General features: G+C 66.3%; 14 protein-coding genes and 1 tRNA gene. 7 read left to right on the top strand and 8 right to left on the bottom strand.

All coding sequences use genetic code 11. The features are described 5' to 3' along the window. Window positions 1-74: 74 nt before the first annotated feature. Window positions 75-159 (bottom strand) — tRNA-Leu (locus J3367_RS15235). Between the two features lie 168 nt (window positions 160-327). Here J3367_RS15235 and lipB point away from each other — a divergent pair. Beyond that, the gene (gene lipB / locus J3367_RS15240) at window positions 328-1,080 is read left to right on the top strand and encodes a lipoyl(octanoyl) transferase LipB (RefSeq protein WP_024350581.1); all 753 of its coding nucleotides are present in this window, start codon (window positions 328-330) and stop codon (window positions 1,078-1,080) included. A 521-nt stretch (window positions 1,081-1,601) separates the two neighbouring features. Here lipB and J3367_RS15245 read toward each other — a convergent pair. Both J3367_RS15245 and J3367_RS15250 read right to left on the bottom strand, forming a co-directional pair. After that, window positions 1,602-1,877, bottom strand: coding sequence for an acylphosphatase (locus tag J3367_RS15245; RefSeq protein ID WP_024350580.1), 276 nt, complete (start codon window positions 1,875-1,877; stop codon window positions 1,602-1,604). Window positions 1,878-1,920: 43 nt separating this feature from the next. Next, complete coding sequence (locus J3367_RS15250; RefSeq protein WP_024350579.1) at window positions 1,921-3,936, bottom strand: acetyl-CoA carboxylase biotin carboxylase subunit; 2,016 nt, start codon at window positions 3,934-3,936, stop codon at window positions 1,921-1,923. A gap of 171 nt (window positions 3,937-4,107) precedes the next feature. Here J3367_RS15250 and J3367_RS15255 point away from each other — a divergent pair, with 171 nt between their 5' ends. From J3367_RS15255 to J3367_RS15265, 3 genes are all read left to right on the top strand, one after another. Beyond that, window positions 4,108-4,464, top strand: coding sequence for a helix-turn-helix domain-containing protein (locus J3367_RS15255; protein ID WP_024350578.1), 357 nt, complete (start codon window positions 4,108-4,110; stop codon window positions 4,462-4,464). 76 nt (window positions 4,465-4,540) lie between these two features. After that, window positions 4,541-4,993, top strand: a complete 453-nt coding sequence (locus J3367_RS15260; protein WP_029703101.1) for a YaiI/YqxD family protein — start codon at window positions 4,541-4,543, stop codon at window positions 4,991-4,993. A 384-nt stretch (window positions 4,994-5,377) separates the two neighbouring features. After that, window positions 5,378-6,289, top strand: a complete 912-nt coding sequence (locus tag J3367_RS15265) for a sensor domain-containing diguanylate cyclase (RefSeq protein WP_244877509.1) — start codon at window positions 5,378-5,380, stop codon at window positions 6,287-6,289. Window positions 6,290-6,692: 403 nt separating this feature from the next. On the opposite strand, the gene J3367_RS15270 is transcribed toward J3367_RS15265, so the two are convergent. Continuing rightward, entirely contained in the window at window positions 6,693-8,057 is a 1,365-nt protein-coding gene (locus tag J3367_RS15270) for a PleD family two-component system response regulator (protein ID WP_024350575.1), read from the bottom strand. A 9-nt stretch (window positions 8,058-8,066) separates the two neighbouring features. Continuing rightward, window positions 8,067-8,438, bottom strand: coding sequence for a response regulator (locus J3367_RS15275; protein ID WP_024350574.1), 372 nt, complete (start codon window positions 8,436-8,438; stop codon window positions 8,067-8,069). A gap of 146 nt (window positions 8,439-8,584) precedes the next feature. On the opposite strand from J3367_RS15275, the gene J3367_RS15280 reads away from it, so the two are divergent. After that, window positions 8,585-8,860, top strand: a complete 276-nt coding sequence (locus tag J3367_RS15280; protein WP_029703099.1) for a DUF3572 domain-containing protein — start codon at window positions 8,585-8,587, stop codon at window positions 8,858-8,860. Then, window positions 8,857-9,519: a hypothetical protein gene (locus J3367_RS15285; RefSeq protein ID WP_051141580.1), complete on the top strand. Its 663-nt coding sequence runs from the start codon at window positions 8,857-8,859 to the stop codon at window positions 9,517-9,519. The genes J3367_RS15280 and J3367_RS15285 overlap by 4 nt, the downstream gene beginning before the upstream one ends. Before the next feature lie 149 nt (window positions 9,520-9,668). Here the strand turns inward: J3367_RS15285 and dnaE are convergent, their stop codons facing one another. Then, complete coding sequence (dnaE, locus tag J3367_RS15290) at window positions 9,669-13,130, bottom strand: DNA polymerase III subunit alpha (protein WP_024350572.1); 3,462 nt, start codon at window positions 13,128-13,130, stop codon at window positions 9,669-9,671. 423 nt (window positions 13,131-13,553) lie between these two features. Here dnaE and J3367_RS15295 point away from each other — a divergent pair, with 423 nt between their 5' ends. Continuing rightward, window positions 13,554-14,159, top strand: coding sequence for a DUF922 domain-containing Zn-dependent protease (locus tag J3367_RS15295; protein ID WP_024350571.1), 606 nt, complete (start codon window positions 13,554-13,556; stop codon window positions 14,157-14,159). Window positions 14,160-14,298: 139 nt separating this feature from the next. Here the strand turns inward: J3367_RS15295 and J3367_RS15300 are convergent, their stop codons facing one another. Together J3367_RS15300 and J3367_RS15305 are read right to left on the bottom strand one after the other, a co-directional pair. After that, complete coding sequence (locus J3367_RS15300; protein WP_024350570.1) at window positions 14,299-14,619, bottom strand: 2Fe-2S iron-sulfur cluster-binding protein; 321 nt, start codon at window positions 14,617-14,619, stop codon at window positions 14,299-14,301. A 167-nt stretch (window positions 14,620-14,786) separates the two neighbouring features. Next, window positions 14,787-15,170 (bottom strand): Hpt domain-containing protein, encoded by a 384-nt coding sequence (locus J3367_RS15305; protein WP_024350569.1) that lies wholly within the window; start codon window positions 15,168-15,170, stop codon window positions 14,787-14,789. Between the last annotated feature and the right edge of the window lie 257 nt (window positions 15,171-15,427).

Genomic DNA, 15,427 nt, shown 5'->3' on the forward strand with positions numbered 1-15,427 from the left:
CGTCAGGTCGCGACCGAGGGTGCCGCAGACCGGGGCGGCAAGGCCGCATGACTGTCCGATTGTCGAAAGAAGGCTGGTGCGGTCGAGAAGACTCGAACTTCCACGGGTTGCCCCACAGCGACCTCAACGCTGCGCGTCTACCAATTCCGCCACGACCGCACGCCGTGTAACCGAGGGCCGGTAATGCCGTCGGTGGCGGGCATGTAACAAGAGTCGCGGAACCGCACAAGGGCTTTTCCAATCGCGACGCCGGCATTTGTCGGATCATCGCACGCCGCCGCCCCGGGCCTGCTTTTCGCGCCCTCCCCGAGCCGCTACATAGCAGCCATGACGACGTCTTCCGAAGCCGCGCCGGCGATCCCCCGCCTTGCCACCGTCACCGAACGATTTGCCGCCAAGGCGGGGTCGGACCCGGTCGAATGGCGCGTCGTCGACGGTCTTCTGCCCTATCCGGAGGCGCTGCAGATGATGGAACGCCGGGTGGCGGAGATCGCCGCCGGCACGGCGCCCGAGACCGTGCTCCTGGTCGAGCATCCGCCGCTCTATACGGCGGGCACCGGCGCCCGGGACGACGATCTCGTCGATGCCCGGCGGTTTCCCGTTTTCAAGGCCGGGCGCGGCGGGGAATACACCTATCACGGCCCCGGCCAGCGGGTGGCCTATGTGCTGCTCGACCTGAAGCGCCGCCGCGAGGACGTCCGCGCTTTCGTCGCCGCACTGGAGGCCTGGATCATTGGCACGCTCGACGGCTTTCAGGTCCGCGGCGAGCGCCGCGAGGACCGCGTCGGCGTCTGGGTGCAACGGCCCGAGCGCGCGCGGGCCGCCGACGGCACGATCGCCGAGGACAAGATCGCCGCCATCGGTATCCGGGTGCGCCGCTGGGTGACCTTCCACGGCATCTCGCTGAACGTCGATCCTGACCTCGACCATTTCACCGGCATCGTGCCCTGCGGCATTCGCGGCCACGGCATCACCAGCCTCGCCGATCTCGGTATCCTGGTGTCCATGCCCAAGGTCGACACCATGCTGCGGGCGCAGTTCGAGGCCGTGTTCGGGGACACGGCGGACGCGCGGCTGTAGGCGGCACGAGGCATCGGGCCTGTTTCCGCCGCTTACTGCCAAGCGGGGGGCCGCCTTTGGGTCGCGGCATGTCGGCCCCGGACAGGCGTGCGGCACACCGCCACCGGACACGCGTTGCGATGTCGAGGCATGGGTCCTCGGGTCAAGCCCGAGGATGACGCGCGGTGGCGTGGGGATCGCCCACACGCACAGGCCGCGGGTGACAGGGACGTCGGAGCGGACGCGGTAGAGGATAGGAACGAGCCCGCACTGACACCGTCTCCGACACGCGCATGTGTCGCGAGCCGGGTGGCCATGCCGACGAGCGAGCATGCCTTCGGCCCGATCCCTGCTACAGCACCCAACTGCTTCGAAGAGACCGATCAAACGCGGCGCACGGTGATTGGCGAAACCCTATATCAAGGTCGTCATCCTCGGGCTTGACCCGAGGACCCATGCCAAACCGGTCCCGCTGCACCGACGGATACAAGCAAGCGACAACATCCTGCCGGATCACGAGAATACGTTCGTACGCCCCCGCCCTACGCCGTCGCGCGCACAGCGAATTCTCCGTCCGGCACCTCATCGCTCTCCGCAACATCGACCGCCGACACGGACGCGCTGGACGGCCCCGTCCACAGCGCAGCGAGCATGTCGTCAACGATCGCGGGCTCGCCAGCGATGACGGCCTCGACGTCGCCGGACGCACGGTTGCGCACCCAGCCGGACAGGCCACGCCGCACCGCCTCGTCGCGGCACCAGGCGCGGTAGCCGACGCCCTGAACCCTTCCGGCGACGGTCAAGTGAACGGATTTCATCGACGCCTCGTCAGTGCTTGCGGATCCGGCCGGCAAGCCAGCCCTATTCGAACTCCATGATCACCGCGTCGACGGCGAGGCTGTCGCCCGGCTTGGCGTTGAGCTTGGTCACCGTCGCGTCGCGCTCGGCCCGCAGGATGTTCTCCATCTTCATCGCCTCGACGACGGCCAGCGTCTCACCGGCCTTGACCTCCTGCCCCTCTGAAACCGCGATCGAGACGACGAGGCCCGGCATCGGGCAGAGCAGCATCTTCGAGGTGTCCGGCGGCGTCTTCTCCGGCATCAGCCGGTCGAGCTCGGCAATGGCCGGGGACAGAACCTTGGCCTCGACCCACAAGCCGTCGACGAAGATCGCCGTCACGTTCTCGCGCGAACGCACCTGTGCGGCGAGTTCCTCGCCGTCGAGCGTCCCGAACCAGGGCGACTGGCCCGGCTCGTAGCCGGTCGCGAGCACGCATTCGGCGCCATCGACGCTCATGCGGTACTGCACCGGGCCGCCCGCGGTGCCGGCCTCCGGCACGACGGTCACCGCCAGATACTTGCCGTCGATCTTGGCGACCCAGTCCCGCTGGATTGCGCCGGAATGGACGCGCAGGCGGTCGATATGCCGGTCGAGCCGGGCCTTGCGGGCCATCTCGATGGTGGTGGCCACCAGCGCGGCCCGGCGAAGCGTTTCCGCTGAAGGGGTCGGCCGCGCGAAGCCATCGGGATATTCCTCGGCGATGAAGGCCGTCGACAGCCGGCCCTCGCGCCAGCGCGGATGCTCCATCAGCGCCGCGAGAAACGGAATGTTGTGTTCGATACCCTCGATCTCGAAACGCGACAGCGCGACGCTCATCGCGTCGATCGCCGCCTCGCGCGTCGCCGCGTGGGTACAGAGCTTGGCGATCATCGGGTCGTAGAACATGGCGATCTCCGAGCCCTCGGTGACGCCGGTATCGTTGCGCACGGTGGCGTCGCCGAGCGGCCCCTCCTGCGGCGGCCGGTAGCGGGCCAGACGCCCGATCGACGGCAGGAAGCCGCGGAACGGGTCTTCGGCGTAGATCCGGCTCTCGACGGCCCAGCCCTCAAGCCGCACCGCGTCCTGCGCGATCTGCAGCGTCTCGCCCGCCGCAACGCGGATCATCTGCTCGACGAGGTCGATGCCGGTGACGAGCTCGGTCACCGGATGCTCGACCTGCAGCCGGGTGTTCATCTCGAGGAAGTAGAAATTGCGCTCGGCATCGACGATGAACTCCACCGTGCCGGCGCTCTGGTAATCGACGGCCTGGGCCAGTGCGACCGCCTGTTCGCCCATGGCGCGCCGCGTCTCGGCGTCGAGATAGGGCGACGGCGCCTCCTCCACGACCTTCTGGTTGCGCCGCTGGATCGAGCATTCCCGCTCACCCAGATGGATCGCGTTGCCGTGCGAATCCGCCAGCACCTGGATTTCGATATGGCGCGGATCGACGATGAACTTCTCGATGAACACCCGGTCGTCGCCGAAGGAGGAACTCGCCTCCGATCGTGCCCGGTCGAATCCATCGCGGCATTCCGCGTCGTTCCAGGCAATCCGCATGCCCTTGCCGCCGCCACCGGCAGACGCCTTGATCATCACCGGGTAGCCGATCTCGCCGGCAATCCGCACCGCCTCAGCCGGGTCCTCGATGATCCCCAGATGGCCGGGGACGATGTTCACGCCGGCCTTCTCGGCGAAGAGCTTCGATTCGATCTTGTCGCCCATCGCCCGGATCGCCCTCGGCTTGGGGCCGATGAAGACGATGCCGTTCTCCTCGAGGAGTTCGCAGAAGCTGGCCCGCTCCGACAGGAAGCCGTAGCCCGGATGCACCGCTTCGGCGCCGGTGGCGCGGCAGGCCTCCAGGATCTTCTCGGCGACGAGATAGCTCTCGCCGGCAGGCGACGGGCCCACATGCACGGCCTCGTCGGCCATCGCCACATGGACGGCACGGCGGTCCGCATCGGAATAGACCGCCACGGTGGCGATGTTCATCGCCCTTGCCGTCTTGATGACCCGGCAGGCGATCTCACCGCGATTGGCGACCAGAATCTTCTTGAACATGATGGGGTGCTACTCCGGAACAGATCGTGCATCCTGCAATCGCGTCCGTTTTGACCTCTGGGCCGTCCGACTGCAAGCCGCATGCCCGTCCGCGCCGCGGACCTCGCCTGCGGCCGGCAGCGCCGCGACGGGTCCGGATGCGAACCGCGCCAGGAAGGAAGCAAGGGCCCGATGACGGATATCATGCAGATGGATGGCGATACGATGGGCGGGCGCATTCAGCGCGGCCGCGAATCGCTGGGCATCACCACCGCCGAACTCGCGGCGCGCCTCGGCGTGAAGCCGGAGACCATGCGCGGTTGGGAGCGCGACCGGTCCGAGCCGCGGGCCAACCGCCTGATCACCCTGTCCGGCATTCTCGGCGTCAGCCCGGCCTGGCTGCTCGGCGGCTATGGCGAGGTTCCCGACACCGTCGATCTCGACGAGAACGGCGTGGCCGCCCGGCTCGACAATCTGCGCGCCCGGCGCGATGTGCTGGACCGCGAGATCGCCCGGCTGGAAACCGCCATGGCAAGCGCATCCGCATGACGATACTCGCTACTTCGATGCGCCGACCGAGTCTCTGCCACGCGGCGCCCATGTCCTCCCGCGGATCCCTGTCCCGATGATCAAGGTTCTGATCGACGCCGACGCCTGTCCGGTCAAGGACGAAGCCATCGAGGTCGCCGGGCGCTACGGCGCCGAAGCCGTGCTGGTGTCGAATGGCGGCATGCGCCCGTCCCGCTATCCCGACGCGCGGATCGTGACGGTGCCCGAGGGCCCCGACGCGGCGGACGACTGGATCGTAGAGGCGATCGAGGCCGGCGACGTCGTCGTCACCGCCGACATTCCGCTTGCGGCGCGGGCTTTGGAGAAGAACGCCGCGGCCCTCGGGCCGACCGGCCGCGAATTCACGCCCGAGTCGATCGGCACGGCGCTGTCGATGCGCGCCTTCAAGCAGCATCTGCGGGAGACCGGCGAGAGCAAGGGCTACAACGCCTCCTTCACCAATGCCGACCGCTCCCGCTTTCTGCAAAGCCTCGACCAGATCCTGCGACGGCCGCCGGCCCGCAACTGACACGGAGCAACAATCGCGGCTGCAAGTACCGCGTGCGAACCGCCTGCCCTGTCAATGGGTTGCGACAACGCCAACCATCCCCAGCCCGGCAAAGAGAACAGCCACGAAAACCGGCGGCGTTTCTTTCAATTTTGCTTCAAATTCAAGCGGATGGCGAGACAAGGGCAGCATTTTGCCTGCAACATGGCAGACCGCAGACTTGCTGCATTGCAAAAGTATTGTGCAGAACAATTAATTCGTCAGGAATCTTTATATTCGACCAAGTTGGTTACCGGTCGTTAGGAAAGGGCCACTATCTTCACTTTACGGAAGTTTCAGGGGCACGAAAAATCGGTGTAGATCATTATGTTGGAGTATCGCGAGCAAGGGTTCGCCGTCCAGTTGATGGAACACCTAGTTGTTCCCACCTTCGTCCTGGATGCCAGCGGACATGTCACGATCTGGAATCGCGCCTGTGAGCGGCTGACCGGCGTGCGCGCCGCGGAGGTGATCGGGACCAAACTGCACTGGAGCGGCTTCTACGAGAGCGCTCGCCCGTGCCTCGCCGATCTGGTCCTCAATGGCGAGGACGATCTGGTCGACGAACTCTATTTGGCCAATCGCAGCGAGACCTACCAGCACGGCGCGCTGTCCGCGGAGAACTGGTGCGTCCTGCCGCAATGCGGCGCCCGCCGCTATCTGGCGATCGACGCCGGTCCGATCTATTCGCCCAGCGGCTCGCTGATCGCCGTCGTCGAAACCCTGCGCGACATCACCTCCCAGAAGGAAGCCCAGACGGCGCTCGAGACCCTCGCCAGCCAGGACGGGCTGACCGGCGTCGCCAATCGCCGCATGTTCGACCAGCGGCTGGCCGCCGAATGGCAGCACCCGGCGCATCTGTCGCTGCTGATGATCGATATCGATCACTTCAAGCCCTACAACGATGCCCTCGGCCATCAGCGCGGCGACGAATGCCTGCGGCGCATCGCCGATCTCATCGTCTCGGAGACCCGGCAGGAATGCGATCTCGTGGCCCGTTACGGCGGCGAGGAATTCGCCGTGATCCTGCCCCATGCCGACATGCAGATCGCCCTTGCGGTTGCCCGGCGAATCCTCGCGGCGCTGAAGCGGGCAGCGATCGAGCATCCCTGCCCGGCCTGCCCGCCCTGGGTCTCGCTGAGCATCGGCGCGGCGTGCCGCAGCGATCGCTCCGTCACGCCCGACGCGCTCATCGCCGCCGCCGACGCCTCGCTCTACCGCGCCAAGCAGCTCGGCCGCGACCGGATCATCATCGGCGAAACCGAGATCGCCGCCTGAGTCCGAGACAGTCTGCGAACATCATCGACCCGCGCGACCCGGTCGCGCGCAGCGCACGACGCAAGATTTTTCAGATGAAGAGAGACGGTCCCTGGTCGGACACGAAAGTGGCCGGCCGGTCTTCGTGCGACGGTACGAGGAAACCGCCATTGCACTAGACCGACCGACCGCCCCACGGGACCCAGGAGATGCGGCGGACCTGAGCATTCCATGGGGTAACTGCGAAGATGCCGGGTTAACCCCTTGACCTTCGGTGTAAAGGCAGGTTCGCGCAGAACCTCGCCAAATGCAACGATGTCACGTGCTCACCGCGCATGAAGTTTTAAACAATGGTTAAGATGCGTGCGTACGCGGCGCTTCGTGGAGCGTCAGGCCTCGCCGCAAAGCGCTGCGGAGGCCCGACTCAGGCGGCTTTCGCCAGCCCGACCCGGTTTCGCCCGTCGCGCTTGGCTTCGTACAGCGCCTGGTCGGCCCGCTCGATCAGCGTGGCGGCATTGTCCCGCCCTGCGTCGAAGACCGCGAGTCCTTCGCTGACCGTCACCGTGAGAAGTTCACCGGCTATCTGGAACGGCATGTCGCACACGCTCCGGCGGATGCGGTCGGCCACCGCCATTGCGGTGGTCTCGTCGGCGCCGATCATCAGCACGGCGAATTCTTCGCCACCGAACCGGCAGGCGAGATCGCTGGCCCGCAGGCAGCCGCTGAGCCGCCGGGCAAAGTCCTTGAGCACGAGGTCTCCGGCCGCATGGCCCCAGCCGTCATTGATGCGCTTGAAATGGTCGATATCCGCCATCAGCACGGAAAAGCTGATCCCGGTCTCCCGCGCCCGCACGACCGCCTTGTCCAGATGCGTCTCCATGAAGCGCCGGTTGTGCAGCCCTGTCAGCGGATCGGACAGCGCCATGGCGAGGGTTTCCTCGACGGAGCGGCGCAGGCAATCGTCATAGCGGCGACGGCGCAGCTGCGTGCGAATGCGCGCGACCAGCTCGTTGCGGTCGAGCGGCCGCTGCAGATAGTCGTTGGCGCCGAGCTCCAGCGCCTTGGCCGCACCGACATCGTCGCCGGCGGCCGCAATGCCGATGACCGGCAGATGCCGGGTCGCCGCATTGGATCGGAACTGCGAGACGAGCCGCAACGGATCGCCCGCGCTGGCCGCCAGATCGACGAGGACGACGTCCACCTGGCCGGCGGTGGCCGCTGCCAGGATCGCCGCCGGATCGTCGGTGACCTCGACGGTCGCGATTCCCTTGAGGTGCTTCTGCAGGCGACGCACCTCGTCGGCGTTGTCGGCGAACAGGGCCAGCCGCGTCGATGGCGGAAAGCCGCCGCCGCGCGCATCGTCCTGGCTCACCAGGCTGGCCGCGGTCTCGGCGCGCCGGCGCAGTTCGTCGGTGGTCAGCTTCAGCCGCGTCAGGCTGCGCACGCGCGAAAACAGCGGCAGGTCACGCACAGGCTTGGTCAGAAAATCGTCGGCGCCGGCCTCCAGCCCCGCCACACGATCGGAGGGCTGGTCCAGCGCCGTGATCAGGACGATCGGAAGATGCATCATCTCCGGATCGTTTTTCATCAGCCGGCACACCTCGAAACCGTCCATCTCTGGCATCATCACATCGAGAAGAACGAGGTCGATGCTCTGGTTGCGGCAGATCTCCAGCGCGGCGGCCCCGCTGGTGGCGGTCACCACGTCGTAATATTCGGCCGTCAGGCGCGCTTCCAGGACCCGGAGATTGATCTCGAGGTCGTCGACGATCAGGATCCGTGCGGTCATGACAACTCCTCAGGCGTCGCCGAGAAACGAGCGGATCGTCTCGATGAACTTGGTCACGGAGATCGGCTTGGAAATATAGGCTTCGCAGCCCCCCTGGCGGATCCGTTCCTCGTCGCCCTTCATCGCGAAGGCGGTGACGGCGATCACGGGGATGCGGAACAGCTCGGGGTCCTCCTTGAGCTGACGAGTCACGTCCAGCCCGGAGATCTCCGGCAGCTGGATGTCCATCAGGATCAGGTCGGGTCGATGTTCGCGGGCCAGCTCCGTGGCGGTCAGCCCGCTGCGGGTCTGGACCGTCCGATAGCCGTGCGCCTCGACCAGGTCGCGGAAGAGCTTCATGTTCAGCTCGTTGTCCTCGACGATCATCACGGTTTTCGCCATTGACGGCACTCCTTGCCTCGACCAGCCCTCATGCTTCGGCTATCGATGGCCTCTTCTACTCGGATTTGATTTAAGAAGTGGGAATGGACAGGTTGCCATCTCTTAACGATAACAAAAGGTTGCGGAACGGCGCGCGAGCGCCTGCAATGGACCGGGCCGCGGCCGAGACACTCGCGGTCACGGCCCTCTCCTTCCTTGCCGCCGACCCGAAGCTCTTCGACCGGTTCCTCGCCCTGACCGGCATAGAGATCGGCGCGATTCGCCAGGTGGCCGCCTCGTCCGGCTTTCTGCTCGGCGTCTTCGACTTCATTCTCGGCCACGAGCCGACGCTGATCGCCTTCGCTGAGGATGCCAAGATCGATCCGGCCCGCGTCGTGGCCGCGCGGCAGGCGCTCGCCGGTCCGGGCGAGTCGACCGAATGAGCCGTCCGCTCGTTACCGCAGGCCCGGCCATCGCCAGTCTCGAGCAGCGAAGCGATTCGCTGTTGATCCTCGACATCGACGAGGTGGTGCTGGAGTTCATCGCGCCCTTCGGGGCCCTGCTGGAGGAACACGGCGCGCGCCTCCACCCGGAAAGCTTCAAGCTGACCGGCAATGTACGCTCGATCTCGACCGGGACCGCGCTCACCGGCCACGAACTCGACCAGCTGACCGTCCGACTCTACGAAGAGCAGGAAACCCGCCAGCGTCCCGTCGCCGGCGTGTCCGACACGCTGCACCAACTGGCCCGCCGCACCGACATCCTGTTCCTCACGGCCATGACGCCGAGCTACTACGATGTCCGCCGCGCCCTTCTCGACCGGGAGGGCCTCGCCTATCCGATGATCGCCACCGAGCGCTCCAAGGGCGCCGTCGTTACCGAACTGCGCGAGCGCTGGCGCGGCACCAGCATCTTCGTCGATGATCTGCCGCCCAATCTCGCCTTGGTCCGCAAGAGCGCACCCGATACCCATCTCCTCCACCTCATGGCCAACGACGTCTTCCGCCAGTATCTGCCGGCCCTGCCGACCGGCGCCCGCGCCGCGACCAACTGGCAGGAGGCGAGCATCATCATCGACGAGATTCTCGGCGCCGTCGCCTGAGGGGTCCGCCCGGCTTCGTCCACCGCGCAGCGGCGAAACGCCACTGCGCGTACTGACCGTCGCGATCCCCGACGATCGCGATCCGCGTCATTACCCCACCAGTTCCGGCCGCCAAGGCCGCGGCGGGCGGGGCCCGTATCCGCCCTCGCCTACAGAAGCTCGACGTCGAGGACGCCGGGCGCCGCCTTCACCACACTCGCCATCTGCGGCGATACCCGGTAGCGGCCCGGCAGCGTGATCTCCACCTCCCGCTCGCCGCCGTCGCGGACCAGAACCAGCGAAATCTCGCTGTCGCCGTCGGCGCGCAACTGGCTCCTGAAGGCCTGCAGCGGGTTGGCGTCCCGCATGAACACGCGCAGCGCCTTCTGCATGCGCACGGCCTCGTCCTCCAGCGACTGCACCGACTGGACGCGGAACGAGACCCCCTCCGGCCGCTCCTCGGCCGACACGCCGACGATCACCGAAGACCCCGGCTCGAGCTGGTCGCGAAAGGCATAGAGCGCTTCGGAGAACAGGACGACCTCGTACTGGCCGCTCGGATCGGACAACTGGATAATGCCGAGCTTGCCGCCGCTCCGGGTCTTGCGCTCCTGGCGGGAGGTCACCGTGCCGGCCAGCTTGCCGGCCGTGGCGCCGCGCTTGACCGCATGGATCACCTCCGCATGGGTCTGCACCCGCAGACGCTTCAGCGTCGTCTTGTACTCGTCCAGCGGATGCGCCGAGAGATAGAAGCCGATCGCCTGGAATTCGCGCAGCAGCTTTTCCGACGAGGTCCAGAGCTGCGCGGGATTGAGATGCAGCGGCTCGGGCTCGCTGCCGGCGCCGCCGAACATGTCGTGCTGGCCGGATGTGCGGCCTTCGTGCACGCGCAGGGCATAGGACGCCATCAGGTCAATATTGGCGCACAGCAGCGCCCGCTCGTGGCCGAAACAATCCAGCGCGCCGGCGGCGATGAGGAATTCGAGCGTCCGCTTGTTGACGATCTTCGGGTCGATGCGGGCGCAGAAGTCCTCGAGCGACTGGAAGCTGCCGTCGCCGCGCGTCGCCACGATGTGGTCGACCGCCTGCTCGCCGACGCCCTTGATGGCGGCCAGCGCGTAGAAAATCTTGTTCTCGCCCACCTCGAACTGCCGGAACGAGGTCTGCACCGACGGCGGCACGATCTTGATGCCCAGCCGCATGGCGTCCATGCGGAAATCGTTGAGCTTTTCCGTATTACCGGCGTCCAGCGTCATCGACGCGGCGAGGAACTCGACCGGGTGGTTCGCCTTCAAATAGGCCGTCTGGTAGGCGACCAGCGCGTAGGCGGCGGCGTGGCTCTTGTTGAAGCCGTAGTCGGCGAACTTCGCCAGAAGGTCGAAGATCATGTTCGACTGGGCCTTGTCGAGGCCGTTGGCGACCGCGCCCTCGACGAAGCGGACGCGCTGCTTGTCCATCTCGGCGCGGATCTTCTTGCCCATTGCGCGGCGCAGGAGATCGGCTTCGCCGAGCGAGTATCCTGACAGGACCTGGGCGATCTGCATCACCTGTTCCTGGTAGATGATGACGCCCTGGGTCTCCTTCAGGATCGGCGCGATCTTGTCGTGGATGAAGTCCGGCTCTTCCTCGCCGTGCTTGCGCGCATTGTAGGTCGGAATGTTCTCCATCGGACCTGGCCGATAGAGCGCCACCAGCGCGATGATGTCCTCGAACCGGTCCGGGCGCATGCCGATCAGCGCCTTGCGCATGCCGACCGATTCCACCTGGAACACGCCCACGGTCTCGCCGCGGGTCATCATCTCGTAGGTCCTGGCGTCGTCCAGCGGGATGGCCGACAGATCGATGGTCGGCCCGGTGCGGGCGATCAGCTCGACCGCCTTCTGCAGCACCGTCAGGGTTTTCAGGCCGAGGAAGTCGAATTTCACCAGACCGGCCGGCTCGACCCATTTCATGTTGAACTGGGTGACCGGCATGTCCGAGCGCGGATCGCGGTACATCGGCACGAGCTGCGACAGTGGCCGGTCGCCGATCACGATACCCGCCGCATGGGTCGAGGCGTGGCGGTAGAGCCCTTCGAGCTTCAGCGCGATCGAGATCAGCCGGTCGACGATCTCTTCCTTCTCGCGCGCCTCCTGCAGGCGGGGCTCTTCGACCAGGGCCTGCGCCAGCGTCACCGGATTGGCCGGGTTCTGCGGCACCAGCTTGCAGAGCTTGTCGACCTGGCCGTAGGACATTTCGAGAACGCGGCCGACGTCGCGCAGCACGGCGCGCGCCTGCAGCGTTCCGAAGGTGATGATCTGGCCGACCTGCTCGCGCCCGTATTTCTCCTGGACGTATCGGATCACCTCCTCGCGCCGGTCCTGGCAGAAGTCGATGTCGAAGTCGGGCATCGACACGCGTTCGGGATTGAGGAAGCGCTCGAACAGCAGTGAGAAGCGCAGCGGATCGAGGTCGGTGACCGTCAGCGCATAGGCGACCAGCGAGCCGGCGCCCGAACCACGGCCGGGGCCGACGGGAATGCCCTGCGCCTTGGCCCATTTGATGAAGTCGGCAACGATCAGGAAGTAGCCCGGGAACTTCATCCGCTCGATGATCGACAGCTCGAATTCCAGCCGCTCACGGTAGCTCTCGGCGGTCTCTCCGGGTGCCAGCCCGTGCGCGGCAAGCCGCGCCTCCAGCCCCTCGATGGCCTGGCGCCGCAATTCGGCAACCTCGGCCGCCTCGGCCTCGGCCGCGTCGGCATCGGCGCCGGCAAAGCGCGGCAGGATCGGCGCACGGGTCCGTGGCCGGTAGCTGCAGCGCTGGGCGATCTCGACCGTGTTGTGCAGGGCTTCCGGCAGGTCGGCGAACAGCACCGACATCTCGTTCTGGGACTTCAGGCTGTGATCGCGCGACAGGCGGCGCCGGTCCTCCTGGCTGACCAGACGGTTGCTGGCGACGGCGATCAGGGCGTCATGGGCTTCGAAATCGTCGGCCTTCAGGAAGAAGGGTTCGTTCGTCGCCACCAGCGGCAGCGCCATGTCGTAGGCGAGTTGCAGCGTGTCGGCCTCGACCTTGCGGCTGCGCCCCTCGTGGCGTTGCAGCTCGACATAGAGCCGGTCGCCGAAGACCGGCACCATCCGCTCCATGCGGCTGCGGGCGAGATCGGACCGGTCCGCCGCGATCGCCGAGCCGATCGGGCCGAGCGGGCCACCGGTCAGGGCGATGATTCCCTCGGACCGCGTTTCCAGCCATTCGAACAGCACATGCGGGCGCGGATTGTCGGCATGCCCGAGATAGGCGAGCGAGACGATCTCCACGAGATTGGCGTAGCCGGCTTCCGTCGCCGCGATCAGCACCAGCGGCGCGATCGAGGACAGGCTCCGTTCGCGGCGCCCGCCCCGGCTCTCCTCGCAATCGGAGAACTCGACGTCGATCTGGCAGCCGGTGATCGGCTGGATGCCGGCCTTCGACGCCTTCTCGGAAAACTCCAGGGCGCCGAACAGATTGTTGGTGTCGCAGATGCCGATCGCCGGCGCGTCGTCACCCTTCGCGAACTTGATGATCTGGTCGAGCTTCAGCGCGCCTTCGAGCAGTGAGAAGGCGCTGTGGACCCGCAGATGGACGAATTTGGGTTTGGTATCCGACGCCATGCTGTTGCTCCATCATTCCCGAGCCGGCCATCCGCCGCGGCCGGCTCCGCCTCCCGGCGCTGGCCGCCGGCCATCATCCATCAAGGCAACCCAACGACTAGGCCGAGTGGCCGCCGGAGGGAACCGCCGACCCGCAACGGTGCACAGGAAAGCGGCGGCTACACCACATGAACGAGAAGGCTGAGACTGAACACGAAACCGGACACGACGGCGAGCGACAACAGGTCCTTGGCGATATCGAGCATGATGTTCCTCCTATGTTCTGTGTTCCTGATATGTTCTCGTTTGTTCCAGATTGTCAACCTCCCGGACGGAACGACCGGCGTGCATCCGTCGCGGCACCTCCCGCAGGCAAGAGACTTGTGTCGCCGCGCCAAACGGTTAGCGTGGACGGACGGCGACCTTCGACATGGTGAGGAAGAGATGACGCGTAGGGCAATCTTGCTGCTGGCCGGCCTTGCCGTCCTTGCGGGCGCGTCGGCAACGGCTGAGACGCTGGACGAGACAACTCGCTACTTCGCCATCCGCGGTACGACGTTGGCGGAGCTCGACCGCGATCTCAATCGCCGCGGTCCCTTCGTCGCCGAAACCGGGCTACGCCATCCCGGCGCAACGGAGGTGAAGTTCGATGGGCACGTCACCTACAAGCGCGTCGCGGAAGGCTGCGCCGTCGACATGGCCAATGTGAAGCTGACGCTCAACATGCTTCTGCCGAAATGGGCGCCGCCCCGCGGTGTCGCGCCGGAGACGATCCTGATCTGGCGAACGCTGGAATCGGATATCGAGCGCCATGAGAAGCATCATGCGGACATCGCCAAGAGCTGGCTGAAACGCATGGAGATGGCGCTGCGCAATTTGCGGCCAGAGCCGAGTTGCGCCCGGATGGAAGCCTTGGTGAACCAGGTGACCCAGCGCTATCTCGCCGGCCACGAGCGGGCCCAGGTCGAGTTCGACACCATCGAGGGGCGCGAGGTCAATTTCCGCCTGCGCCGCGCGCTGAGCCGGGCCGTGTCGGACTACCGGCGCTGATCGCACGCCGGACCGGCTCAACCAGGTTCGGACAAGCGATCACGATAAGGGCCCGCGACCACGAAGCCGCGAGCCCTTATCGTGTCTGAACATGCGGCCGCGTCCGGCGCACCGGCCGCAATGCCGTAAAAAATCGTGATCAGGCCTGCTGTGCCGGGACCGTCAGGACGAGACCGTCCAGTTCGTCGCGCATCTTGATCTGGCAGGAGAGACGGGAATTCGGCTGCGGTTCGTAGGCGAAGTCCAGCATGTCTTCTTCCATCGGCTCCGGCTCGCCGGTCTTCGCCGTCCAGGCCTCGTCGACATAGACATGGCAGGTGGCACAGGCGCAGGCACCGCCGCATTCGGCCTCGATGCCGGGCACGTCGTGCTTGACCGCGTTCTCCATGGCGGTGGTGCCGTTCGGCGCATCGATCTCGAAGCGTTCACCCTCCGGGGTGAGGAAAACGAGCTTGGGCATGAATGAGGCTTTCGGCTTGCGGGGTCGGGTCGGCGGCGGGCGCGTCGTGGCAAGGGCCAACGGCATGGCCCGCGCCGCCGCTGATGGTCGCGCTTGGTTAGAGTTCGCACGGGTCGGAAGTCAACCGGTCGCGGTGCCGCGGCGCCTCTCGAAGAGACGCCGCCGACCTATCGTGCGAGGCCCGTGACGAAGCCGAGCGTCTCGTCCACTTCGGCCCGAAGCGCCGCCAGACTGGCCGCGTCGAAGCCCGATCGCTCGCTCGCCTCGGCGGCGTCGGCCAGCGGAAACGCCCCGACATTGCGGCACGCTCCCTTCAGCGTATGGGCGATCTGCCGCAGCTCCAGCCCGCCGGCGGTCTCCAGCCGGACACCGACCAGCTGCAGGTGCCGCACGAACAGCCCGAGCACCTCCTGCTCCAGGCTGCGATCGCCGGCCGTCTGCCGGGCGAGATGCACCAGATCGATGGGCCGCTGACCGGAGGGGGAGCGCAGTGCGCCCTCGCCTGCCGGGGTGAAGGCGTCGTCGGGAAGTGAATGCGCAAGCGAGACCATGGGACCATCCGAACAATCGAGCGATGCGGTCCGGAGCTCATATATAGAGCTCCGTCCTGGACGCAGCTTCGATCATCCGCCGCCGGAATGGAGGAAGCGTTAAGCGCGCTGACCGGAACCTGCCCCAAAGCGTTGCAGATGTGCCATGTCGGCCTAGAATTGGACTCCAGCGGGCCCGGCGCGAATTTCGGTTTATCGTTAACCTTATGTTTAAACTTGTAGGGATCGGGCCCTTTTACGGTTTCTTTCGACGCGGT

The organism is Aurantimonas sp. NFXS3 (assembly GCF_049132005.1).
Lineage (GTDB): Bacteria > Pseudomonadota > Alphaproteobacteria > Rhizobiales > Rhizobiaceae > Aurantimonas > Aurantimonas coralicida.